This window comes from Streptomyces ferrugineus (genome assembly GCF_015160855.1).
GTDB lineage: Bacteria > Actinomycetota > Actinomycetes > Streptomycetales > Streptomycetaceae > Streptomyces > Streptomyces ferrugineus.
Map to the genome: position 1 here is coordinate 1,858,435 of NZ_CP063373.1, position 22,708 is coordinate 1,881,142.

At 72.3% G+C, this 22,708-nt stretch carries 18 protein-coding genes; 9 read left to right on the forward strand and 9 right to left on the reverse strand.

Features of this window, described 5'->3' with window-relative positions:
• The first annotated feature begins 60 nt into the window (after window positions 1-60).
• The 4 genes from IM697_RS08475 to IM697_RS08490 all read left to right on the forward strand — a co-directional run bounded on the left by IM697_RS08475 (window position 61) and on the right by IM697_RS08490 (window position 5,848).
• Window positions 61-3,273 carry a S41 family peptidase gene (locus IM697_RS08475; RefSeq protein ID WP_194046180.1) on the forward strand — a complete coding sequence of 1,071 codons (3,213 nt, stop codon included), beginning with the start codon at window positions 61-63 and terminating at the stop codon, window positions 3,271-3,273.
• 290 nt (window positions 3,274-3,563) lie between these two features.
• The gene (locus IM697_RS08480; protein WP_194046181.1) at window positions 3,564-3,917 is read left to right on the forward strand and encodes a histidine triad nucleotide-binding protein; all 354 of its coding nucleotides are present in this window, start codon (window positions 3,564-3,566) and stop codon (window positions 3,915-3,917) included.
• 12 nt (window positions 3,918-3,929) lie between these two features.
• The gene (locus IM697_RS08485) at window positions 3,930-4,835 is read left to right on the forward strand and encodes a ribonuclease Z (protein WP_194046182.1); all 906 of its coding nucleotides are present in this window, start codon (window positions 3,930-3,932) and stop codon (window positions 4,833-4,835) included.
• 20 nt (window positions 4,836-4,855) lie between these two features.
• Window positions 4,856-5,848 (forward strand): adenosine deaminase, encoded by a 993-nt coding sequence (locus IM697_RS08490; RefSeq protein ID WP_194046184.1) that lies wholly within the window; start codon window positions 4,856-4,858, stop codon window positions 5,846-5,848.
• On the opposite strand, the gene IM697_RS08495 is transcribed toward IM697_RS08490, so the two are convergent.
• Together IM697_RS08495 and IM697_RS08500 are read right to left on the reverse strand one after the other, a co-directional pair.
• Window positions 5,841-7,085, reverse strand: a complete 1,245-nt coding sequence (locus IM697_RS08495) for an MFS transporter (protein WP_194046186.1) — start codon at window positions 7,083-7,085, stop codon at window positions 5,841-5,843. The two genes, IM697_RS08490 and IM697_RS08495, sit on opposite strands and share 8 nt — an antisense overlap.
• 212 nt (window positions 7,086-7,297) lie before the next feature.
• Complete coding sequence (locus tag IM697_RS08500) at window positions 7,298-8,083, reverse strand: IclR family transcriptional regulator (RefSeq protein ID WP_194046189.1); 786 nt, start codon at window positions 8,081-8,083, stop codon at window positions 7,298-7,300.
• 123 nt (window positions 8,084-8,206) lie between these two features.
• On the opposite strand from IM697_RS08500, the gene IM697_RS08505 reads away from it, so the two are divergent.
• Entirely contained in the window at window positions 8,207-9,496 is a 1,290-nt protein-coding gene (locus IM697_RS08505) for a glucarate dehydratase family protein (protein ID WP_228044898.1), read from the forward strand.
• Window positions 9,497-9,642: 146 nt separating this feature from the next.
• Entirely contained in the window at window positions 9,643-10,743 is a 1,101-nt protein-coding gene (locus IM697_RS08510; protein ID WP_194049639.1) for a carbohydrate kinase family protein, read from the forward strand.
• A gap of 19 nt (window positions 10,744-10,762) precedes the next feature.
• Here IM697_RS08510 and IM697_RS08515 read toward each other — a convergent pair whose 3' ends face one another.
• Complete coding sequence (locus IM697_RS08515; protein WP_194046193.1) at window positions 10,763-11,563, reverse strand: VOC family protein; 801 nt, start codon at window positions 11,561-11,563, stop codon at window positions 10,763-10,765.
• A 113-nt stretch (window positions 11,564-11,676) separates the two neighbouring features.
• Between IM697_RS08515 and IM697_RS08520 the strand changes: the two genes are divergently transcribed.
• A complete protein-coding gene (locus IM697_RS08520) occupies window positions 11,677-12,087 on the forward strand; it encodes a nuclear transport factor 2 family protein (protein WP_194046195.1) in 411 nt (136 codons plus the stop codon).
• A gap of 152 nt (window positions 12,088-12,239) precedes the next feature.
• Here the strand turns inward: IM697_RS08520 and IM697_RS08525 are convergent, their stop codons facing one another.
• Both IM697_RS08525 and IM697_RS08530 read right to left on the reverse strand, forming a co-directional pair.
• On the reverse strand, window positions 12,240-12,593 hold the full coding sequence (locus IM697_RS08525) for a cytidine deaminase (RefSeq protein WP_048585650.1): 354 nt from the start codon (window positions 12,591-12,593) through the stop codon (window positions 12,240-12,242).
• Window positions 12,594-12,621: 28 nt separating this feature from the next.
• Window positions 12,622-13,443 carry a helix-turn-helix transcriptional regulator gene (locus IM697_RS08530; protein ID WP_228044900.1) on the reverse strand — a complete coding sequence of 274 codons (822 nt, stop codon included), beginning with the start codon at window positions 13,441-13,443 and terminating at the stop codon, window positions 12,622-12,624.
• Between the two features lie 157 nt (window positions 13,444-13,600).
• Here IM697_RS08530 and IM697_RS08535 point away from each other — a divergent pair, with 157 nt between their 5' ends.
• Complete coding sequence (locus tag IM697_RS08535; RefSeq protein ID WP_228044569.1) at window positions 13,601-15,139, forward strand: MFS transporter; 1,539 nt, start codon at window positions 13,601-13,603, stop codon at window positions 15,137-15,139.
• 96 nt (window positions 15,140-15,235) lie between these two features.
• Entirely contained in the window at window positions 15,236-19,075 is a 3,840-nt protein-coding gene (locus IM697_RS08540) for a trypsin-like peptidase domain-containing protein (RefSeq protein WP_194046197.1), read from the forward strand.
• Window positions 19,076-19,091: 16 nt separating this feature from the next.
• Here the strand turns inward: IM697_RS08540 and IM697_RS08545 are convergent, their stop codons facing one another.
• Genes IM697_RS08545 through IM697_RS08560 form a run of 4 tightly spaced genes read right to left on the reverse strand, consistent with a single transcriptional unit; the run spans window position 19,092 to window position 22,329 of the window.
• Window positions 19,092-19,451, reverse strand: a complete 360-nt coding sequence (locus tag IM697_RS08545) for an MmcQ/YjbR family DNA-binding protein (RefSeq protein ID WP_194046198.1) — start codon at window positions 19,449-19,451, stop codon at window positions 19,092-19,094.
• Window positions 19,448-20,755 (reverse strand): hemolysin family protein, encoded by a 1,308-nt coding sequence (locus IM697_RS08550; RefSeq protein WP_194046199.1) that lies wholly within the window; start codon window positions 20,753-20,755, stop codon window positions 19,448-19,450. Before IM697_RS08550 ends, IM697_RS08545 begins: the two co-directional genes overlap by 4 nt.
• Window positions 20,752-21,249: an rRNA maturation RNase YbeY gene (gene ybeY, locus IM697_RS08555; protein ID WP_194046200.1), complete on the reverse strand. Its 498-nt coding sequence runs from the start codon at window positions 21,247-21,249 to the stop codon at window positions 20,752-20,754. The genes IM697_RS08550 and ybeY overlap by 4 nt, the downstream gene beginning before the upstream one ends.
• Before the next feature lie 15 nt (window positions 21,250-21,264).
• Window positions 21,265-22,329 (reverse strand): PhoH family protein, encoded by a 1,065-nt coding sequence (locus IM697_RS08560; RefSeq protein WP_194046201.1) that lies wholly within the window; start codon window positions 22,327-22,329, stop codon window positions 21,265-21,267.
• Between the last annotated feature and the right edge of the window lie 379 nt (window positions 22,330-22,708).

Consider the following 22,708-nt stretch of genomic DNA (forward strand, 5'->3'; position numbering starts at 1 on the left):
AGTTCGGGCAAGTGATCCAAAGGCCTGTCCCCGGACGCCGCCCCTGCCTATGGTGATCGGGTGACTCAGTCCGCGACGCCTGGATCGTCTTCGTATCTCCGGTATCCGCATCTCCACGGCGACCTGGTCGCCTTCACCGCCGAGGACGACGTGTGGCTCGCTCCCCTCGACGGCGGCCGGGCCTGGCGGGTCAGCGCCGACAACGTGCCGGTCTCCCGGCCGCGCATCTCGCCCGACGGCACCACCGTGGCCTGGACCTCCACGCGCGACGGCGCCCCCGAGGTGCACATCGCCCCGGTCGCGGGCGGCCCCTCCAAGCGCCTCACGCACTGGGGGAGTTGGCAGACCCGGGTGCGCGGCTGGACCCCGGACGGACAGGTCCTGGCGATCAGCACCCAGGGCCAGGCGGGCAGCCGCCGCACCTGGGCCCACACGGTCCCGCTCGACGGCGGACCCGCCACCCCCCTGCCGTACGGCCCCGTCGGCGACGTCGTGCACGGACCGCACCTGGTCCTGGCCTCCGCGCCGATGGGTCTTGAGGCCGCGCGGTGGAAACGGTATCGGGGCGGTACCGCGGGCAAGCTGTGGATCGACGTCGAGGGGGACGGCGAGTTCATACGGCTGCACGCGGAGCTGGACGGGAACCTGGAGGACCCCGTGTGGGTGGGGGAGCGGCTGGCGTTCCTCTCCGACCACGAGGGCGTGGGGGCGGTGTACTCCTGCCTCGCCGACGGATCAGACCTGCGACGCCACACACCGGTCGACGGCTTCTACGCCCGGCACGCCGCGAGCGACGGCACCCGTGTCGTCCACTCCCGCGCCGGTGAACTCTGGCTCCTGGACGACCTCGACGGCGCCGAGCCGCGCAGGCTGGACATCCGGCTCGGCGGGCAGCGCACCGACCGGCAGCCGTACCCGCTGAACGCCGCCCGCGCCTTCGGAGCCGCCGCGCCCGATCACACCGCGCGCGGCAGCGCCGTCTGCGTCCGGGGCGCCGTGCACTGGGTCACCCACCGCTCCGGTCCCGCCCGCGCGCTCGCCGCCGAGCCCGGCGTACGGGCCCGGCTGCCGCGCACCTTCCGGGCGGAGGGCGAGGAGTGGGTCGTCTGGGTCACGGACGCCGAGGGCGACGACGCGCTGGAGTTCGCCCCGGCGACCGGCCTCGCGCCCGGGGCCACCCCGCGCAGGCTGGCCGCCGGACAGCTCGGGCGGGTGCTGGAGCTCGCCATGGCGCCCGACGGAAGCCGGGCCGCGGTCGCCGCGCACGACGGGCGGCTGCTGCTCGTCGAGCGGGAGTCCGGCGAGGTGCGCGAGGTCGACCGCAGTGCGGACGGGGACGTCTCCGGGCTGGTCTTCTCGCCCGACTCGGCCTGGCTCGCCTGGTCGCACCCCGGCCCGCGCCCGCTGTGCCAGCTCAAGCTCGCCAACACCACCGACCTGTCGGTCTCCGAGGCGACCCCGCTGCGCTTCCAGGACTTCGCGCCCGCCTTCACCCAGGACGGCAAGCACCTGGTGTTCCTGTCGACGCGGGCCTTCGACCCGGTCTACGACGAGCACGTCTTCGACCTCGCCTTCGTGGTCGGCTCCCGCCCGCACCTGATCACCCTGGCGGCCACCACCCCGTCCCCCTTCGGCCCGCAGCGCCACGGCCGCCCCTTCGACGCGCCCGACAAGGACGAGACGCCCGACAGCGAGGGCGCTCCGGCCACCCGCATCGACCTCGAAGGGCTCGCCGACCGGATCGTGCCCTTCCCGGTCGAGGCCGCCCGCTACAGCAACCTGCGGGCCGCCAAGGACGGCGTGCTGTGGCTGCGGCACCCCGTGCGCGGGGCCCTCGGCTCCTCGCGGGCCACGCCCGACGACCCCGAGCCCAAGAACGAGCTGGAGCGCTACGACCTCGTCCAGCGGCGCGTGGAGCATCTCGCCGACGACGCCGACGACTTCGAGGTCAGCGGCGACGGCAAGCGGGTGTTGCTGTGGACCGACGGCCGGCTCAAGGTGGTGCCGAGCGACCGTCGGGCCTCGGGCGACGAAGACAGCGACTCGAACATCACCGTCGACCTGACCCGCGTACGGCAGACGGTCGACCCCGCGGCCGAGTGGCGGCAGATGTTCGACGAGGCCGGCCGCATCATGCGCGACCACTTCTGGCGGCCGGACATGAGCGGTGTGGACTGGACGGCCGTGCTGGACCGCTACCGGCCGCTGCTCGACCGGGTGGCCACCCATGACGACCTGATCGACCTGCTGTGGGAGGTCCAGGGCGAGCTGGGCACCTCGCACGCCTACGTCACCCCGCGCGGCGGATACGGCAGCGGCGCCCGGCAGGGTCTGCTCGGCGCCGACATCTCCCGCCATCCGGACGGCGGTTGGCGCATCGACCGCGTCCTGCCGTCGGAGACCTCCGACCCCGAGGCGCGGGCGCCGCTGGCCGCACCCGGGGTCGCGGTGCGGGTCGGGGACGCGATCGTGGCGGTGGCCGGGGTGCCGGTGGACCCGGTGGCCGGGCCCGGGCCGCTGCTCGTCGGCACGGCGGGCAAGGCGGTGGAACTGACCATCTCGCCGGCCGGGGGCGGGGACGTACGGCACGCGGTCGTCGTGCCGATCGCGGACGAGCAGCCGCTGCGCTACCACGCGTGGGTCGCGGACCGGCGGGCGTACGTCCACGAGAAGTCCGGCGGGCGGCTCGGCTATCTGCACGTCCCGGACATGCAGGCGCCGGGGTGGGCCCAGATCCATCGCGACCTGCGGGTGGAGGTGGCGCGCGAGGGCCTCGTCGTGGACGTGCGGGAGAACGGGGGCGGGCACACCTCGCAGCTCGTGGTGGAGAAGCTGGCGCGGCGGATCGTGGGCTGGGAACTGCCGCGCGGGATGCGGCCGTACAGCTATCCGGTGGACGCTCCGCGTGGGCCGGTGGTGGCGGTGGCGAACGAGTTCTCCGGGTCCGACGGGGACATCGTCAACGCGGCGATCAAGGCGCTGGGGCTCGGGCCGGTCGTGGGGACGCGGACGTGGGGCGGAGTGGTCGGCATCGACAGTCGGTACCGGCTGGTCGACGGGACGCTGATCACTCAGCCGAAGTACGCGATCTGGCTGGAGGGGTACGGCTGGGACGTGGAGAACCACGGGGTCGACCCGGACGTGGAGGTGGTCCAGCGCCCGCAGGACTGGGTGGCGGGCCGGGACGCGCAGCTGGATGAGGCGGTGCGGCTGGCGTTGGCGGGGCTGGAGGAGCGCCCGGCGAAATCGGCCCCGCCGCTGCCGGACCGGTGACCTGCCTTTCGCCCCCGCCGCCCCTACCCATTCCCGTCCCCTGGGGGCCTGCGGCCCCCAGACCCCCGCTCCGGCCCTGAAGGGGCCTTGTCCTCAAACGCCGGACGGGCTGAAAATCCAGCCCCTCCGGCGTTTGAGGAGCGGGGGTCCAGGGGGCGGAGCCCCCTGGCGGGGTCGAAGGGGCGGAGCCCCTGGGGACGGGAATGGGTAGGGGCGGCGGGGGCGAGGAAGACACATGCCCGGCGATAGCATGCCCCCTGAGAGATCAACCGGCGTGAGGAGGCACACGCATGGCAGGGGAACCGCAGGACGACTGCCTGTTCTGCAAGATTGTCGGAGGGCACGTGCCGGCGACGATCGTGCGGGAGACGGACACGACCGTCGCGTTCCGGGACATAAACCCCCAGGCACCCACCCACGTCCTGGTGATCCCCAAGGCCCACTACCCGGACGCCGCCGCCCTCGCCGCCGGCGACCCCACCCTCGCCGCGGACGTCCTGCGAGAGGCGCAGTCCGTCGCCGACGAGGACAAGCTGGAGAGCTACCGCATCGTCTTCAACACCGGCCCCGGCGCCGGCCAGACCGTCTTCCACGCGCACGCCCACATCCTCGGCGGCCGTGGCATGCAGTGGCCCCCTGGCTAGGGCGAAGCCGTCGTGTCCGTACGTGAGTTGGTCGTCCTGGGGACGGCGAGCCAGGTCCCCACCCGGCACCGGAACCACAACGGGTACCTGCTGCGCTGGGACGGGGAGGGCATCCTCTTCGACCCGGGCGAGGGCACCCAGCGGCAGATGCTGCGTGCCGGGGTCGCCGCCCACGACCTGAACCGGATCTGTGTCACCCACTTCCACGGCGACCACTCCCTCGGACTCGCCGGGGTCATCCAGCGGATCAACCTCGACAAGGTCCCGCACCCCGTCACCGCGCACTACCCGCGCTCCGGCCAGCGCTTCTTCGACCGGCTGCGGTACGCCACCGCCTACCGCGAGACCGTCGACCTCGCGCAGGACCCGATCAACATCGACGGCGTCATCGCCGACACCGGTGGCTACACGCTCCACGCCGCCCGGCTCTCGCACCCCGTCGAGTCGTACGGCTATCGCCTCGTCGAGCCCGACGGCCGCCGCATGCTGCCCGAACGGCTCGCCGCGCACGGCATCCAGGGGCCCGACGTCGGACGGCTCCAGCGGGCGGGGACGCTCGGCGGGGTCTCGCTCGACGACGTGAGCGAGATCCGGCGCGGGCAGCGGTTCGCGTTCGTCATGGACACCCGGCTGTGCGACGGGGTGTACACCCTCGCCGACGGCTGCGACATGCTCGTCATCGAGTCCACCTTCCTCGACGAGGACGGCGGACTCGCCGCCGAGCACGGCCATCTGACCGCCGGTCAGGCCGCCCGCGTCGCCCTCGATTGCGGCGTACGGCATCTCGTGCTCACCCACTTCAGCCAGCGCTACACCGACCCCGACGAGTTCGAGCGGCAGGCACGGGACGCCGGCTTCGCGGGGGAGCTGACGGTGGCGCACGACCTGCTGCGGGTGCCGGTTCCGAAACGTCGGTAATACCGCCGTACGATGCTTTGATGTCCCTCCCGAAAGCAGAACTGCACCTCCATATCGAAGGCACCCTCGAACCCGAGCTGGCCTTCGAACTGGCCGCCCGCAACGGCGTCACGCTGCCGTACGGCGACACCGACGAACTGCGCGAGGCCTACCGGTTCGAGGATCTGCAGTCCTTCCTGAACCTGTACTACGAGCTCATGGCCGTCCTGCGCACCGAGCGGGACTTCGCGGATCTCACGAACGCCTATCTCGCCCGCGCCGCCGCCCAGGGTGTGCGGCACGCGGAGATCTTCTTCGACCCGCAGGCGCACACCAAGCGGGGCCTCGAGCTGGGCACGGTCGTCGAGGGGCTGTGGCGGGCGCTGGAGCGGAGCGAGGCCGAGCACGGGGTGTCGACCCGGCTCATCATGTGCTTCCTGCGCGACGACCCCGCCGAGTCGGCCATGGAGACGCTGCGCGCCGCCGAGCCGTACCTCGACCGGATCGTCGGCATCGGCCTCGACTCCGCCGAGGTCGGGCACCCGCCGGTGAAGTTCCGCGAGGTGTACGAGGCGGCGGCCGCGCTCGGGCTGCGGCGCGTCGCGCACGCCGGCGAGGAGGGGCCGCCCGCCTACATCACCGAGGCCCTGGACGTCCTGGGCGTCGAGCGGGTCGACCACGGGCTGCGCTGTGTGGAGGACGCGGACCTGGTGGAGCGGCTGGTGCGGGAGCGGGTGCCGCTGACCCTGTGCCCGCTGTCGAACGTCCGGCTGCGGACCGTCGACACCCTCGCCGGCCATCCGCTGCCCGCGATGCTCGACGCCGGCCTGATGTGCACGGTCAACTCCGACGACCCGGCCTACTTCGGCGGATACGCCGGCGACAACTTCGACGCGGTGCGCGAGGCCCTCGGGCTGACCGACGAACGCCTCCGGGAGCTCGCCCGCAACTCGTTCCTCGCCTCCTTCCTGGAGGACGACGAGGAGCTGCGGGCGCGGTATCTGGCCGAGGTGGAGGGCTACGAGTTCACGTAGCCGGGGCCAGGCGCCCGGGTGCGGCCGGGGTGGCCTCGGCGGTGTCCAGCGGGATCTCGACGACCTCCATGACCTCCATGGCCGCCACGGGCTCGACGATGTCGACGGTGGCCCGGGAGTGCCTGCCGAGTGCCACCGCCGTCATCGGCACGGCGATCAGCAGCAGCCCGGCCGCCAGCACCGCGCCCATGACCGGGAACCCGGCCTGCGCCGACACCAGGCTCCCGGCGAGCGGGCCCGCCGCCGTGCCCAGCGACGACGCCGAGCCGACCAGCACCGCCCAGCGGCCGCGCGGGTCGAGGGAGGCGGCCAGGCCGATGACGTACGACAGGACGATCGGGTAGAGCGTGTTCCAGGCGATCTCGCCGGTCGCGAAGCTCGTCAGGTCGGTCGCGGAGGCGCTGAGCACGATGCAGGCCGCTATCAGGACCGTTCCGCCGCCGATGGGCAGCGCGCGGCCGAGGCGCGGGCCGAGCGCGCCGGCCCCGGTCACGCCGAGCAGCCCGGCGCCGAGCCCCACCGCGAACACCGCGCCGACCGTGGCCTCGGTCAGCTGCGCCTGCGTCAGGCCGATGCGGCCGCTGACGCCCCAGAGGGAGTTCTGGGCGAGGGACCAGCACAGCATGCAGGCGGCGAGGGTCATGCCGGGGCGGCGGTGGGGAAGCCGGGTGGCGGCGCGGGCCGCCTGCGGATGCGGGGCGGTGCCCGACGGCAGCCGGCCCGTCGTCGGCCATACGACGAGTGCGGTGAGGGCGATCGCGGCCAGCGGCTGGCCGTGGCCCGGCCCGAGGTGCGGCACGGTCAGATAGGCCGTGCCCGCGAGGGCGGAGACGCTGAGCAGGCCGGCCGTGGTGACCCGGTGCGGATCGGGCTGGGCGGCGATGCGGGTGGCGGCGACCGCGGTGGCCGTACCGGATCCGAAGCCGCCGATCAGCACGCCGAGGACGACGGCCGGTACGGAGTGCGCCAGGGCCGCGCCGCCGTAGCCGAGCAGGGCCAGGGTGAGGCCGATCCGGGCCAGCCTGCGGGCGCCGACGCGCTCGACGCGCGATGCCAGCAGGAAGCCCGCGGCGGCCGACCCCAGCAGCAGCGCGCTGCCGACGGCGCCCGCCCGGGTGGGGGAGAGCGGAAGTCCTGAGTCGAGCCTGCCGACGACGGTCGGCAGCAGATACGGGGCGAGGTACCCGGCCGTGAAAAGGGCGACGAGGGGCCAGGGGGTGGTGCGGGGGGCGAACACGGGCGTTCCCAGGGCATGCGAAAGGAGCGGCACAAAAAAGGGGGAGGGGCGCAGGCCGTCGATGGACAGGAACGCGCGAAGAATTTGTATCAAGTCAGGGGAGGCGCGAAGAAGGGGAGATGGTGTGATCTAAGGCACGTTCTGTTTGGGGTGGGGAAAGAGGGGTAGCAGAGATCGCTCCCGGTCGGTCCGGTTGGCCTCCGCAGGTGTTCTCACCTGCGCCAGTGCACCGCCCCGGCCCCGCCGGGAACCGTCGCCTCGATCTTCGCCCTGATCTCCCGCATCACCGCGACAATCCGCTCCTCGTGCTCCGCCGACAGCCGGGCCACCGGCACCGAGCAGCTGATCGCGTCCTGGGCCGGGGAGTCGTAGCGCAGCGCGAAGCCGAAGCCGACGATGCCGAGGACGCCCTCCTCGCGGTCGACCGACCAGCCGCGCGCCCGCACTTCGGCGAGGTCCGCGGCGAGGGCGGCGCGGGTGGTGTGGGAGTTGGGGGTGAGGGCCTGGTACGGGCCCTCGGGGAGCTCGGCGTCGGGGCGTTCGGCGAGCAGCGCCTTGCCCAGGGCGCCGACGTGCGCGGGGAGGCGCCGGCCGACGCGGCTGATCGTCCTGAGGTATTCGTGCGACTCGCGCGTCGCCAGATACGCCACGTCCCGGCCGTCCAGCCGCGCCATGTGGATCGTCTCGCCCAGCGCGTCGGAGGCCTCGTCGAGATAGGGGCGTACGAGGCGCACGCGCGGGTCGGAGTCGAGGTAGCCGGTGCCGGTGAGCAGGGCGTGGATGCCGATGCCGTAGAGGGAACCGGTGACGTCGGTGCGGACCCAGCCGCGCGAGATCAGGGTCTGGAGCAGCGCGTACATCGAGCTGCGCGGCACCTCCAGCTCGTCCGCCAGTTCCTGGAGGCGTGCGGGGCGGTCGCCGCGCGCGGCGAGGAGCTCCAGCAGCTCGACCGTGCGCGCCGCCGACTTCACCTCGCGGACGCCGCCTGTCTCTGACATGGGCCGATCGTAAACGGACGGACCGTGGCATTGACGGTCACGGTTCGCGTATCTAATCTCCATTTTCATACATGACTGATGTCTACATGGGGAGATGGATTCGATCTCGTGGGAGCCGCATCTGTGAACCTCACCATCACCGACGTACGCCTGACCCCGATCCTGGTCGCCGACCCGCCCCTGCTGAACACCCAGGGCGTCCACCAGCCGTACACGCCCCGGCTGATCGTGGAGGTGGAGACGGCGGGCGGGATCGTCGGCGTCGGTGAGACCTACGGCGACACCAAGTACCTGGAGCTGGCGCGGCCGTTCGCGCGGAAGCTGGTGGGACGTCAGGTCGGCGACCTGAACGGGCTGTTCGTCGTCGCCGACGACGTGGCCGTCGACCGGTCCCGGGTCTCGGGCCAGGTCGACGTCGGCGGACTGCGCGGCGTCCAGACCGCCGACAAACTGCGGCTGTCCGTCGTCTCCGGCTTCGAGGTCGCCTGCCTCGACGCCCTCGGCAAGGCGCTCGGGCTGCCGGTGCACGCGCTGCTCGGCGGCAAGGTGCGCGACGCCGTCGAGTACAGCGCGTACCTGTTCTACAAGTGGGCCGACCATCCCGAGGGCGTGCGCGCGGAGAAGGACGACTGGGGTGCCGCCGTCGACCCGGACGGGGTCGTCGAGCAGGCGCGGAGGTTCACCGAGCGGTACGGCTTCACCTCCTTCAAGCTCAAGGGCGGGGTCTTCCCGCCGGACGAGGAGATCGCGGCCGTCCGGGCGCTTGCGAAGGCCTTCCCCGGGCATCCGCTGCGCCTCGACCCCAACGGGGCCTGGTCCGTTCAGACCTCGCTGAAGGTGGCGCGGGAACTCGGGGACGTCCTGGAGTACCTGGAGGACCCGACCCTCGGCACGGCCGGCATGGCGGAGGTGGCCGCGCGGGCCGGGGTGCCGCTGGCGACCAACATGTGCGTGACGACGTTCGCCGAGATCAAGGAGGCGTTCACCAAGGACGCCGTGCAGGTGGTGCTCTCCGACCACCACTACTGGGGCGGGCTGCGCAACACCCAGCAACTGGCCGCGATCTGCCGCGCCTTCGGCGTCGGGGTGTCCATGCACTCCAACACCCACCTCGGCATCTCCCTGGCCGCGATGACCCACGTGGCGTCGACCGTGCCGAACCTGCACCACGCCTGCGACTCCCACTACCCCTGGCAGTCCGAGGACGTCCTCACCGAGCGCCTCGCCTTCGACGCCGGCAAGGTCGCCGTGCCGGACGCGCCCGGCCTCGGCGTGGAACTCGACCACGATCGGCTACGGCCACTGCACCAGCGGTGGCTGGATGACGACGGTGCGCTGCGGGACCGCGACGACGCCGCGGCGATGCGGGTCGCCGAGCCGGAGTGGGTCACGCCTGCGGTGCCTCGCTGGTAGCCCCGCAGGGGGATCGAGGAAGATCGCGGTGGCGTTGTCAGTGGCGTGGTGCACACTGGCCAGATCAGCACCACGTCAGGGAGCGCACCGTGACCACGCCCACCGCGCCCACCGGAAAGGGACCCTCGCCGCAGGGGCCGTCGGCCATGGCGGCGGGGCCGCACCGCCGGACCCGGGTCGACCCGCTCGCCCGTCTGCGCGGGCCCGCCGACCCGCCCTGGGACGTGTACCTCACGGGCACGGTCTTCCTGGACATCATCTTCACCGGCCTCGACTCGGCGCCGGTGCGCGGCACGGAGTCCTGGGCGCGCGGCATGGGCTCCAGTCCCGGCGGCGTCGCCAACATGGCCACCGCCCTGGCCCGCCTCGGTCTGAAGACCTCGCTCGCGGCGGCCTTCGGCGACGACCACTACGGCGACTACTGCTGGGACGCGCTGGAGAAGGGCGAGGGCATCGACCTGTCACCGTCGCGCACGGTGCCGGGCTGGCACTCGCCGGTGACGGTCTCGATGGCGTACGAGGGAGAGCGCACCATGGTCTCCCACGGCCATGAGCCGCCCCCGGAGGAGCCCGCGCCGGACTGCCCGCCGCGCGCGCGTGCCGCCGTGGCCTCCCTGGTGCCGGGCACCCGAGCCCCCTGGATCGCACAGGCCGCCGGCAAGGGCGCCCGGATCTTCGGCGACGTCGGCTGGGACGACACCGGGGCGTGGGATCTGGCGGGGCTGGCGGACCTGGAGCACTGCGAGGCGTTCCTGCCGAACGCGCAGGAGGCGATGCGGTACACCGGCACCGAGTGCCCTCGCGAGGCGGCCCACGCCCTGACCGAGCACGTCCCGCTGGCGGTCGTCACCCTCGGCGCGGAGGGCGCGTACGCCGTGGACGGCAGAACCGGGGAGACGGCGGTCGTCCCCGCCATCGCCGTCGAGGCCCTCGACCCCACCGGTGCCGGTGACGTCTTCGTCGCCGGCTTCGTCACTGGCACGCTGGCCGACTGGCCGCTGGCCGACCGGCTGGCCTTCGCGGGCCTGACCGCCGCGCTGTCGGTCCAGGAGTTCGGGGGGTCCCTGTCCGCCCCCGGCTGGGCGGAGATCGGCGCCTGGTGGCGCCGGGTCAAGTCCCTCGACCGACAGGACCCCGAGGCGCTGCGCCGGTACGCGTTCCTGGCGGACCTGGTGCCGGAGGAGGCGGCGAGCCCTTGGCCGCTGCGGCGGGCGGTGCCGACGATCGGGTTCCGCAGATCGGCGTGACGGGTCCGGCCCCGGCGGTTCAGCCGGGGATGGCCGGCGTCAGCACGACGAAGTCCGCGTTGGCCGGGTCGAGGCACACGGCCAGCCGGCCGACCCCCTCCGCGTCCTCCGGCCCCATCTGCACACTGCCGCCGTTCTCGGTGACCCTGGCGACCGCCGCGTCGCAGTCGTCGACGTTGAAGACCGGGTGCCAGTACGGCCGCCCGTTCGCCAGCGCGAGGTTCTCCTTCGGCAGCTCCATGAGGCCGCCCTGCATGCGCTCCTCGGGCTGCCCGGCGGGCGTGATCATGGTGTAGGCGCCTCCGCCGCCCGGCAGCTCCATGTCGCTGAACTGCCAGCCGAAGACCCCGCCGTAGAACTCCTTCGCACCCGCGGCGTCGCTCGTGTACAGCTCGGTCCAGGACAGCGACCCCGTCTCGTCCGCCATCTCGAAACCCGAGTCCTTCCCCGGCTGCCACACGGCGAACTGGCCGCCCAGCGGGTCGCTGAACTGCGCCATCCGGCCCCAGTCCTCGAGGTCCATCGGCGCCACCCGCACCGTGCCGCCCGCGCTGCGCACCGCCTGTGTCGTGGCGTCCGCGTCGGTGACGGTGTAGTAGATCATCCAGGCCGAGCGCGCCCCTTCCTCGGTGAGCTTCCCGAGCCCGGCGACGGTCTTGCCGTCCTTCTTGAACATCCCGCCCTCGAAGTCCTCGCCCGCGCCCATCGACTCGTACTCCCACCCGAACACCGCGCCGTAGAAGCCGGCGGCGGCCCGCACGTCGGGGGCGCCGAGGTCGAGCCAACAAGGGGAGCCAGGGGTCAGGTCAGTGGTGATCATGACGATTCCCTTCCGCCGATCCGCTATGCCCTCAGCCTGACACCCGGCACTGACAATCGCCCGCCGGATGCGCTTCGCATGCCGCGCGGGCCGCCGCTGGCTACCATCCGGCCATGAGCGACGACGCACGCACGGCCTCGTCAGGAGCGGATGCCACGCGGCACCGACTCGCCGCCGTGGCGCACGACTGGGCGGCGGCGATGGTCTCCAATGACCCCGCCCGGATCGCCGACTTCATGGCCGACGAATGGGTCATCGTCTCCGAGTCGGGCATCTCCACGAGAGCGCAGTTCCTCTCCCACGTGGAGTCCGGCGACCTGACCCACTCGGCCTTCCGACTCGTCGGCGAGCCCAGGATCCGCGTGCACGGCGACTCGGCGGTCCTCACGGCTCGGGTGACCAACACGGCCCACTACAAGGGCGAGCGCTTCGACGCCGACGAGTGGACGACCGACGTGTTCGTACAACGGGACGACCGCTGGCTCTGCGTACTCAGCCACATCACGACAGCGGCCGGGACCTGACCCGGTACATCAGTCAGCCTGTCCGGCGTTTGAGGACAAGGCCCGTTCAGGGCCGGAGCGGGGGTCTGGGGGCGCAGCCCCCAGGGGCGCCCGGGGTCGAAGGGGCGGCGCCCCTGGGGATGGGACGGGTAGGGGCGGCGGGGGCGAGGAAATCAGCCCGCCGTCACTGTCGTACGTACCGCACCATCCGGCCCCGCCACCAGCACCGGCGTCCCCGGCCCGCCAAGATCCCGCACCGCGGCCCGGTCCTCCGCCGAGGCGCCCTCCGCCTCCGTCACCACCGCCGCGGCCTCCAGCGACGTCGCCCCCGACGCCACCGCCATCGCCACCGCCGTCCGCAGCGCACTCAGCTTCAGCGAGTCCAGGGCGACGGTCCCGGCGACATACGTACGGCCCGTCTCGTCCCGCACGGCCGCCCCCTCGGGCACCCCGTTGCGGGCCCGAGCCGAACGGGCCAGGGTGACGATCTTGCGGTCCTCGGGGTCAAGCGCGCTGTTGTCGGTCATGACCTGAGCATACGTAGCGCCGCACGACCTACCCGGCCACGGGGTACATCGCCCCGCGCCGCCCCTCGGGCGACGCCAGCCACTCCAGCTTCGCCGCCGTGTTCGCCTCGTCCAGCGGAGTGTGCAGCACGATCGACAGATCGGGCCGCACCGGCATCTGCATCACGCTCGACTCCAGGCACAGCACCCCGACCAGCGGATGCTCCAGCTCCTTGCGGATCTGCCCGGCGTCCTCGATGTCCCGCCGCTCCCACAGCTCGGTGAACTCCGGACTCGACGCCTTCGCCTCGGCCAGCACCGCCTGGAACCCCTCGTCGTCGGGCGAGGCCGAGCACACCGCCCGGAACTGCGCCACGACCGTGGCCGCGTTCGCCTCCCAGTTCCGCGACCGCGCCCGGTACTTCGGGTCGGTGAAGAAGTCGATCAGGCAGTTCCACCGCTTGCCGGGCCGCATGCCCAGCACCGTCGCGGCGGCGTCGTTGTGCATCACGCCGTTGTAGTACTTGTCCATGATGTGCGCCGGAAACGGCATCCACGCGTCGATCAGCCGCCGCAGCCCGTCGCACATGTCCCGCTTCTCCGGAGCCACTTCCGCCACCGGCGGATTCAGCCCGGCCAGCAGATACAGATGCCGGCGCTCGGCGTTGCTCAGCCGCAGCACCCGGCCGACGGAGTCCAGCACCTGCGGCGAGACGGAGATGTCCCGCCCCTGCTCCAGCCACTGGTACCAGGAGGCGCCCACCCCGGCGAGCACCGCGACCTCCTCGCGCCGCAACCCCGGTGTGCGGCGCCGCGCCCCACCGTCCGGCAACCCCGCCTCGCCCGGCGTCACCCGGGCCCGCCTGCTCATCAGGAACTCGCGCAGCTCACGCCGCCGATGGCTCTTCGGCGCGCCCTCGGACACGTCGGACACGAACGGATCCCCCTCATCCCGTTGCCTGGTGGTGCCACCACCAGCACAACTTCCCGCTCCCCACGGCTATTCCGACACCAGCAGTCTCCTGCCCATGGCGATCGACAGTCCCCACACCACCAATCCCGACACCTCCAGTCCCCACACCACCAGTCCCGACACCACCAGCCCCGACACCCTCAGTTCCACCCCGCCGCTCGACACCCCCCGCTTGTCGACGCGCGACAAGCTCGTCCTGTTCGTCCTGTGCGCCGCCCAGTTCATGGTCGCGCTCGACTTCTCCGTCCTGAACGTCGCCCTCCCCGTCCTCGGCGCCGACCTCGGCATGAGCCAGTCGGCGCTGCAGTGGGCGGTCACGGCGTTCGCGCTGCCGTCCGGCGGCTTCCTGCTGCTGTTCGGCCGCATCGGCGACCTGTACGGCCGCCGCAGGCTGTTCCTCACCGGCCTCGCCGTGTTCGCCGCGGCCTCGGCGCTCGCGACGTTCGCCTGGGACCCGGCGTCCTTCCTCGCCGGACGCGCCCTCCAGGGCCTCGGCGCCGCGGTCATCGTCCCGACGGGCATGTCCCTGCTGACGACCACCTTCCACGAGGGGCCAGCCCGCGACCGCGCCCTCGGCATCTCCGGGACGCTGATGTCCCTCGGCTTCACCATCGGCATGGTCGCGGGCGGCGTCCTGACCGATGCCTTCGGCTGGCGGTCCACCATGGGCCTGCTCACGATCTTCGCCCTGGTCGTACTGCCGCTCGCCCCCGGCCTGCTGCCCGAGTCCCGCACCCCGGACCGCCCCCACCTGGACGTACCCGGCGCGATCACCGTCACTGGCGGTCTGCTGTCCCTGATCTACGCCCTGACCACGGCCGCCGACCACGGCTTCGCCCGCGCCGACGTCATCACGACCCTGATCGCCGGCCTCGCGCTCCTCACGGCCTTCGCGATCGTCGAGTCCCGCACCACGGCGCCCCTGGTCTCCCTGCCGATGCTGCGCCGCCGCACGGTGGCCTGGGGCAACCTGGGCGGTCTGGTCACCTTCTCGATGATGTCGACGGTGGTCTTCGTCCTCACCCTCTACCTCCAGGAGATCCTGCACCTGTCGGCCTGGGAGACGGGCCTGGTCTTCGGCGTCCAGGGCGTGATGTCGGTGATCGCGGGCTCGCTCACCCCGAGGTTCGTCAGCCGCTTCGGCGCCCGCCGCACCCTGGTGGTCTCGCTCACGGGCCAGGGGGCCTTCATCGCGGCCCTGCTGTTCCTCGACACCCACGGCTGGTCCGTCTGGCTCGCCACGGCCGCCGTATCGCTGTCGAGCATGTTCCACCTCGGCGCGATCATCTCCTACGGCCTGACGGTCACCTCCGGCGTCCCCGACGAGGAACAGGGCCTGGCCACCGGCCTGGTCACCTCCACCCAGCAGGTCGGCATCACGATCGGCATCCCCCTGCTCGGCGTCCTCGCCACGACCTCCGGCGACCTGATGTCCGGCACGCGCCTGGTGATGGCACTGGACGCGGCGATCGTGCTGGCCGCCGCCGTACTGGTGGGGATCGGACTGCGGGCGGGACGCCGAACGGTCGTGCCCGGGACCCGCCGCCCGACGGATCGGGCCGACGCCCGGGTCGACGGCCGCGGGAAGCCCTAAAGTCCCCCGTGTGAGGACTGATCGAGTCGACCCGGGCGGCCCGGGAACCGAAGCCGGTGTCCACGGGCCGTCGCCCCGAGGCGCCCGGACAGGCCGGTGACCAGGAGCGCCGAAGGGCTGGACGTCACCCGGGCGGTGGAGGTCATCGCCGAGCCCGCCGAAGGCCCCGGCCGCCGCGGCTCCGGCTACCGGGTCACCGGCGGCACCGTACTGACCGCCGCCCACGTGGTCGCCGCGGCGTCGGCGGTGCGGGTGCGCTGCAACGCCGACACCGCCGAGGAGTGGACGCGGGACGCGCACGTGATCGGCACGGACGGCGACCTCGCCCTCCTGGCCGTCGACCGGTCCGACGAACTCGCCCCCGTCCGCTACGGCCGTGTTCCCGAGCGGGACGCCGTGATCGCCTGCACCGGTCTCGGCTTCCCCCGGTTCAAGCTCCGCGACGACGCCTCGGGCAGCTACCGGGACCTGTGCCATCTGCTCGGTTCCGCTCCGGTGCTGTCGAACCGGCGCAGCGGAACACTGGAGATCACGGTCGCGAGCCCACCCGAGCCCGACCCCGACCCGGCGCGGTCGGCCTGGGAGGGCATGTCGGGCGCCCCGGTCTTCGCGGCGGGCCGCCTCATCGCCGTCGTCACCGCGAACCACGCCCTCGAAGGCGCGGGCAGGCTGGCGGCACACCGCATCGACACCCTGTACGGCGACGGCGACGCCACGTTGCGCGCCGCCCTCGGACTGCCGGCCCGGGCCGAGGACCTCCCCGACGTCCTGCCGCCGGTGCCCCGGTCCCTGGTGCTCGAGGCGCACCAGGCCGAGGTCGCCTCGATCGCGCCCCTCCACATGGTCGGCCGGGACGCCGAACTGGCGGAACTCACGGAGTTCTGCTCGGGCCCGGACCCGTATCTGTGGTGGCAGGCGGGCCCATGGGCCGGCAAGACGGCCCTGGCGTCGTCCTTCGCCGCCGCCCCTCCCGACGGCGTACGCGTCGTGTCGTTCTTCGTCACCGCCCGGCTCGCCGGGCAGGCGGACGCCACCGCTTTGAGCGCCTCGCTGATCAGACAGCTCGCGGAGATCGCGGAGCGGCCCCTGTCACCCGGAGCGGGCGGCCCGGGCCTGCTCACCCTGCTGCTCACCGAGGCGGCCGAGCGGTGCGCCCGGCGCGGTGAACGCCTCGTCCTGGTCGTCGACGGCCTCGACGAGGACCAGGGAGCCCGACCCAGCGTCGCCGCACTGCTGCCGCGCCGCCCACCGGACAACCTGCGCGTCCTGGTCACCAGCCGCCACCACCCCGGCCTGCCCGACGACGTACCCGGAGACCACCCGCTGCGCACCTGCCGGATCCGTCACCTCGAACCCTCCGCCTACGCCCAGGACCTCGGTTTCCGGGCCCGGGCGGAACTGCAGGACCTCATCCGATCCGGGCCGGACGGCTACGAGGTCGTCGCTCTGATCACCGCGAGCGGCGGCGGTCTCACCCCGGCCGATCTGGCCGTGCTCACCCGACGTCGTCACCACGAGGTGGCCTGGCACATCGACAGCGTCTTCGGCCGGGCCTTCACCTCCCGCACCACCGGCGACGAACAGGTCCTGCTGTTCGCGCACGAGACACTCCGGGCCACGGCCGAGCAACTCCTCGGCCCCGAACTGACCGAGTGCCACGACCGGCTGCACGACTGGGCCCGGCAGTACCGCGACCGGGGCTGGCCCGACGACACCCCCCGCTACCTCCTGGAGCCCTACGCCCGCCTGCTCGCCGCGCGCGAGGACACCGACCGCCTGGCGGAACTGGCCCTGGACCGGCGCCGGCACGAGCGCATGCTCGCCCGTTTCGGCACGGACCGCGCTGCGCTCGCCGAGATCGCGGCGGCTGCGGAACTCCTCGCCGACGTCGAGGACTTGACGCGTCCGACGCTCCTCGTGCTCGAACGCCGCAGGTTGGACGAGCGCAGCTATGAAGTCCCCCGGGAACTCGCCGCCGTATGGGCGCGGCTCGGCTACTTCGGCCACGCGGCCGAACTGAGCGAGTTCCTCTACGAGGACCCCCTGGCCGACTACGCTCTGGCGCTGGTCGAGGCCGGCCAGTACGAGGACGCCGCCGAGGCGGTCCGACGCCGCCCCGACTACGAACTGCTCGTGGTGTGGGCCGCCTTGCTCCGGCGTGCCGTGACGGAGGACCCCGACCAGGTGGCGGCATGGACGGCGGATGCCCTGGCGACGATGGAGGCCATGCCGTCCTTCGGCCTCACCCTGGACCTGTTCGCGGATCTCCTGGATGTCCTGAGTCCTTACCCGGCGCACAGCGCGATGATCCTCGAGAAGGCCAGGGCCCTGACCGAGGACCTGGAGCCTGCCTGGTCCGAATCGGCCCTGGACCGGCTGCTGTTCACGCTCGCCGCGGCACCGGACGACGCCGACCGGGCCCTGCGGGCCGTAGAGGAAGCGCGGCGCGCCTTCGACGCCCTGGCCGAATCCCGCCGAGCCCACTACTCCGGTGTGCTGGTCTGCGGGCTGCTGAGGGCGGCCGTCGTGGTGGGGCCGACATGGACGGCGGAGCAGGTCGGGGCCGAGATCGACGCCGTCATGGAGGGGAGCCGCAGCGGCCGGCCGACGTACTGGCGGCCGCGCGGGCTGTCCGTGCTGGCCGAGACCGACCCGTCCCGCGCGGCGCGATGGGCACGGGAGTGCCTCGCCGACTTCCTGGCACGGGAAGCCGAGGAGCCGACCACGGTCGACGACTGGGAGTACGACCCCGACCTCATCCACGGATGGCGGCAACTGCTCGACGTCCTCGTCCGCACGGGCCGTCACGAGGACGTCCGCGAGCTGCTGCTCCGGCATCGTGGCCTCCTGCTGCAGCCCCGCCTTGAGGCATGCTGCGCACTCGTCCGCCACGGCCCCGAGGACGACGGCGAGAAGCGGCTGCTGCTCCTTCGGGGCGCGGGGGAGGCGAGGCGCTCGGAGTACGGCCCGCACCTGCTGGCCCGGCTCGCGGCGGCCGCCTCGGTGACGGCCGACCGGGCACTCGCCGTCGAGCTGGCGACGGAGGCGGAACAGGCGGCACGGGAACATCCGTCGTACGACACCTGGCAGGTCACGAGGACCGACCTCGCCCGAGCGCTCATGCGGCTCGGCCGCCTCGACGAGGCCGAAGAGGTGTACCGGGCCGGCGGGGTGCCCGCGTCGCTGCGGGCCGATCTGGCCCTGGCCCACTCCCGGACCTCACCGGGGGCCACGCTGCGCCTGCTCGACGGCATCGACGACCGCGCCAGATGGCAGGACACGGACGGCCGGTCCCTGGAGAAGATCACCAACGCGGACCTGGCCAAGGCGTCGGCGGCCCTGGAGGACCTGCACCCCGACCGGGCCGCCGCTCTCCTTGAGCGGGCGGTCACTCGTGCCCAGGGCCGGGCCAACGCCGACAAACGATGGCAGGGGCTGATCGATGTGGTGGCGTTCGCCGCGCCCAAGCGCGCCGAGCGCGTCCTCGCCGACCTGGCGGAGGAACTGCGTACCGCGGAGGACTGGCCGCCCATGAGGCGCTATGGCCTGGCGCGGGCCCTGCTCCCGCTGGACCCGGGCCGCGCAGCGCGGCTCCTGGGCCGGGTTTCGCACGCGCACCGGGAGGAGTTCCGGTCGGTGGACCGGGTCGCCGTACTGGCCGTGACCGAGCCCGCCCTCGCCGCCGAAGCGGCGGAGCGCATGCTCGAAGACGACTCCATATCCTGGCTCATGGACGAACTGGCCGAGGCGCTCCTCGGTGATCCGAGGTGCCCCGGCGATCCGGCTCTGCGCCCGCTCGCCCGCCGCTGCGCCCGCGCGGCCCTCGCCGGAACCCACTGGGCCGAGGCCTTGCCGCCACTGGCCGAGCTGGAGCCGGAAGCGGTTCTGGCCGTCCACGAGCGCCTGCGCGAACTGGGCGCCTTGGAGCCGCGGTGACGCGGGCCCCCGCCCCTCAGGGCCGGTCGAGCCGCAGCCGCTCGGCCCTCGGCAGACCGGCCACGACCAGGTCGTACGAGTCCTCGACGAGCTCCCGGACGAACCGGTCCGGAAGGTCACCGTCCACGGTGACGGTGTTCCAGTGCCGCTTGTTCATGTGATAGCCGGGAACGATCAGGCCGGGATACTCCCCGCGCAGCCGCACCGCGTCGTCCGGGTCGCATTTCAGATTGACCGTCAGGGGCCGCGCACCCAGGTCGGTGAGGGCGAAGAGCTTGCCCAGGACCTTGAAGACCGAGGTCTCCGGGTTGAAGGGGAAGTCCTCGACGGTCGCGTTGAAGGACAGGCAGAAGGTGCGCAGTTCCTGCGGTGTCACTCGGACTCCTTGTCCCCCACCGAGGGCATGACGGGGCTCATCGGTTCCACCAGCACGGTCACGATCTTGTTCCGGCGGCCGGCCGCCGCCTCCGCCGTCAGACGCAGTTCACGGCCGTCGGGCAGCCCGACCCGCGACGACGCCCCGGCGATCGGGACCCGGCCCAGCGCCTTCGCCAGCAGTCCGCCGACGGTCTCCACGTCCTCGTCGTCGTACTCGTCGAGGCCGTACAGCTCACCCAGGTCGGTGATGTCCAGGCGGGCGGTGACGCGGTAGCGGTCCTCGCCCAGGTCCTCCACCGGCGGCAGCTCACGGTCGTACTCGTCGGTGATCTCACCGACGATCTCCTCCAGGATGTCCTCGATGGTGACGATGCCGGCGGTGCCGCCGTACTCGTCGATCACCACGGCGACGTGATTGCGCTCCTTCTGCATCTCGCGCAGCAGATCACCGGCGTTCTTGGTGTCGGGCACGAACACCGCGGGCCGCATCGCGGTCGACACCAGCTCGCTCTCCGCGTCCCGGGAGATGTGCGTCTTGCGGGCCAGGTCCTTCAGATACACCATTCCCACCACGTCGTCCTCGCTCTCCCCGACCACCGGGATACGCGAGAAACCGGAGCGCAGGGCCAGGGTGAGGGCCTGGCGGATGGTCTTGTACCGCTCGATGACGACGAGGTCGGTCCTCGGGACCATCACCTCCCGCACGAGCGTGTCGCCCAGCTCGAAGACCGAGTGCACCATACGGCGCTCCTCGTCCTCGATCAGCGACTCCTTCTCGGCGAGGTCGACCAGCGCGCGCAGCTCCGCCTCGGAGGCGAAGGGGCCGCGGCGGAAGCCCTTGCCGGGGGTGAGGGCGTTGCCGATGAGGATCAGCAGATACGGGACCGGGCCCATGATCCGCGCGAGCGGCAGCAGGACGTACGCCGCCGCGGTGGCCGTGTTCAGCGGATGCTGGCGGCCGATGGTGCGCGGGGAGACCCCGACGGCGACGTACGACACCAGCACCATGACCGCTATGGCGACCAGCAGGGCCTCGGTGGTGCTGTCGAACTCCCGCAGACAGGCGTAGGTGACCAGCGCGGCCGCCGCCATCTCGCAGGCCACGCGCACCAGCAGCGCCACGTTCAGATAGCGCGTCGGATCGGCGGCGACCAGCGCGAGCTTCTCGCTGCCGCGCCGCCCGCCGCGTACCGCCTCCTCGGCGCGGAAGCTGGAGACGCGCGCCAGGCCCGCCTCCGCGCAGGCGGCGAGCCAGGCCACGACCACGAGGGCGATCGCGCCGGCGACGAGGGGGAGGCTCATGACACGGTCGGGGCCGGCGACGGGCCCGTCAGGCCCTTCTCCGCACGCCAGCCGTCCACGATGGCGGCCTGCAGACCGAACATCTCGGCCTTCTCGTCGGGCTCCTCGTGGTCGTACCCGAGGAGATGCAGCACACCGTGGACGGTGAGCAGCTGGAGCTCCTCGTCCATGGTGTGCTGCGTGGGCGCCTCGGCCCCCTGCTTGGCGGCGACCTCCGGGCAGAGCACGATGTCGCCGAGCAGCCCCTGCGGCGGCTCGTCGTCGTCCTTCGACGGCGGGCGCAGCTCGTCCATCGGGAAGGACATGACATCGGTCGGCCCCGGCAGGTCCATCCACTGGACATGGAGCTGCTCCATGGCGTCGGCGTCCACGACGATCACCGAGAGCTCGGAGAGCGGGTGGATGCGCATCCGCGCGAGCGCGTAGCGGGCGATGTCGAGGATCGCCTGCTCATCGACCTCGGTGCCGGACTCGTTGTTGACGTCGATCGACATGGTGGTGCCGGTTCTCTACTTCCCCTTGTGCCCGGCCTTGCCGCGGCCCTTGTGTGTGCCGTTCTGGGTGCCGTGCTTGCTGTCGTACTTCTCGTACGCGTCGACGATACGGCCGACGAGCTTGTGCCGTACGACGTCGTGGGAGGACAGCATGGAGAAGTGGACGTCGTCCACGCCCTCCAGGATCTCCCGCACCTGCCGCAGACCGGACTTGGTGCCGTCCGGGAGGTCGACCTGGGTCACGTCACCGGTGATGACTATCTTCGAGTCGAATCCGAGACGGGTCAGGAACATCTTCATCTGCTCGGGGCTGGTGTTCTGGGCCTCGTCCAGGATGATGAAGGCGTCATTGAGCGTCCTACCGCGCATGTATGCCAGCGGCGCGACCTCGATCGTCCCGGCCGCCATGAGCCTGGGAATCGAGTCCGGGTCCAGCATGTCGTGCAGCGCGTCATACAACGGCCGCAGATACGGGTCGATCTTCTCGTACAGCGTCCCCGGCAGGAATCCCAGGCGCTCGCCGGCCTCGACCGCCGGGCGGGTCAGGATGATGCGGTTGACCTGCTTGGACTGCAGGGCCTGCACCGCCTTGGCCATGGCCAGGTAGGTCTTGCCGGTGCCGGCGGGGCCGATGCCGAAGACGATCGTGTGCTTGTCGATGGCGTCGACGTAGCGCTTCTGGTTGAGGGTCTTGGGGCGGATCGTGCGACCGCGGGAGGAGAGGATGTTCTGGGTGAGCACCTCGGCCGGGGTCTCCTCCGGTCCCTCCCCGTTCTCACTCGCTCTGAGCATGGCGATCGAGCGTTCCACCGCGTCCTCCGTCATCGGTTGCCCGGTGCGGAGCACCAGCATCATCTCGTCGAACAGGCGCTGTATGAGGGCGACTTCCGCGGAGTCGCCGACTGCGCTGATCTCATTGCCCCGGACGTGGATGTCGGTCGCCGGGAAGGCCGTCTCGATCACGCGCAGAAGGGAGTCGCCGGACCCCAGCACGGTCACCATGGGGTGCTGGGCGGGGACGGTGAACTGTGCTCTCGCCTGCCCCTGCGCGGGTGTGTGAGCTGTGGGTGTCTGAGTCATGGGCCGGCTCGTAGGCCTTGCTCGTCCTCCTCGATACGACTCGCCCGCCACGAGGGCGGCCTGGCGATTTCAAGGGTACGCCGGGGGACTGACATGCCCGTAGGCCTTTTCGACGGCGAGACATTACTGGAGCCGGGAGGCCCTGCCCGCCGGGGGTGACCGACTTCTCTCGCCCCCGCCGCCCCTACCCATTCCCGTCCCCTGGGGACCTGCGGCCCCCAGACCCCCGCTCCGGCCCTGAAGGGGCCTCGTCCTCAAACGCCGGACGGGCTGGAGGGCGCGGGGCGGCGTTGGGAGGTGGCGCCCCCTGCGGGTGGGGGTGGGCTCGTTCTCAATGCCGGATGGGCTGGTGGTGTGGGACGGCGCTGAGAGGTGGGCC

Coding starts and splice junctions, on each gene's coding strand:
- IM697_RS08480 (WP_194046181.1), top strand. CDS start 3,564: ATGGCAGGGGAACCGCAGGACGACTGCCTGTTCTGCAAGATTGTCGGA.
- IM697_RS08490 (WP_194046184.1), top strand. CDS start 4,856: ATGTCCCTCCCGAAAGCAGAACTGCACCTCCATATCGAAGGCACCCTC.
- IM697_RS08500 (WP_194046189.1), bottom strand. CDS start 8,083: ATGTCAGAGACAGGCGGCGTCCGCGAGGTGAAGTCGGCGGCGCGCACG.
- IM697_RS08510 (WP_194049639.1), top strand. CDS start 9,643: ATGGCGGCGGGGCCGCACCGCCGGACCCGGGTCGACCCGCTCGCCCGT.
- IM697_RS08515 (WP_194046193.1), bottom strand. CDS start 11,563: ATGATCACCACTGACCTGACCCCTGGCTCCCCTTGTTGGCTCGACCTC.
- IM697_RS08520 (WP_194046195.1), top strand. CDS start 11,677: ATGAGCGACGACGCACGCACGGCCTCGTCAGGAGCGGATGCCACGCGG.
- IM697_RS08525 (WP_048585650.1), bottom strand. CDS start 12,593: ATGACCGACAACAGCGCGCTTGACCCCGAGGACCGCAAGATCGTCACC.
- IM697_RS08530 (WP_228044900.1), bottom strand. CDS start 13,443: ATGAGCAGGCGGGCCCGGGTGACGCCGGGCGAGGCGGGGTTGCCGGAC.
- IM697_RS08535 (WP_228044569.1), top strand. CDS start 13,601: ATGGCGATCGACAGTCCCCACACCACCAATCCCGACACCTCCAGTCCC.
- IM697_RS08550 (WP_194046199.1), bottom strand. CDS start 20,755: ATGAGCCTCCCCCTCGTCGCCGGCGCGATCGCCCTCGTGGTCGTGGCC.
- ybeY (WP_194046200.1), bottom strand. CDS start 21,249: ATGTCGATCGACGTCAACAACGAGTCCGGCACCGAGGTCGATGAGCAG.
- IM697_RS08560 (WP_194046201.1), bottom strand. CDS start 22,329: ATGACTCAGACACCCACAGCTCACACACCCGCGCAGGGGCAGGCGAGA.